The organism is Pseudomaricurvus sp. ABR4_320 (assembly GCF_056159445.1).
This window is the reverse complement of sequence record NZ_JBSWVF010000079.1, coordinates 1-657: the sequence shown is the minus strand read 5'-3', so window position 1 is coordinate 657 and position 657 is coordinate 1. Positions and strand designations below refer to the sequence as shown.

1 protein-coding gene is annotated in these 657 nt (G+C 46.6%); it reads left to right on the top strand.

The window, feature by feature from the left end:
* Positions 1-415 (top strand): TolB-like translocation protein (locus tag ACXAFR_RS27440; protein ID WP_475183377.1); only part of this gene is annotated, 415 nt, incomplete at its 5' end.
* Positions 416-657: the final 242 nt, after the last annotated feature.

The following is a 657-nucleotide window of genomic DNA, read 5'->3' as shown; positions in this document are numbered from 1 at the left end:
GGACGGGACAAAAATTGCCTTTAATGTTTACACCTCAGGAACGTTAGTTTCAAAATATGCGACGTTTTGGATGCTAGATGTTGAGACAGGCTCTTTACGACAAATAGCAACAAATGCGGAAGGCGACGATGCCTTTGGACGCGCATCCTGGTCGCCGGACGGCACTAAAATAGCCGTTTTAGAAGGAGGGTCCTCCGGTCTTGGGCCAGACAGTCCTGGCGTATCAACCGTTGCGTATGTGCTGCCAGCGGATTCAGATGACGTTCTTCAGGTCGCTCGGGTTGATGAAAGTCTGAGGTCACCCGATGTCATTATGCTGGAGCGTTTTCGTCACGATGATATTCCGGTTACCAGTGATGCGAATTCATTGACGGAAAGTTTCTCAGGATATCTTGGTGATTGGCTGCCTGAGTAATACCCAACAGATCATCTCACTAAAACAATTTCAGGCTTGCGGTTTATCTCACCGGTAAGACATTGAATTCACAATGTGATTCAAAAGGAATTAACTCGTTATTTTAAAGGAGCTAAGCAATGCGTATTAACACGCATATTAAAAAAGTATCGTCTATTATTTTTACCGCAGTAGCCATTGTCTCTTGTGGAGGCGGTGGTGGTGGCGGCGGAAGTGATGAGGCCGGTGTCTCTAGCGATCAG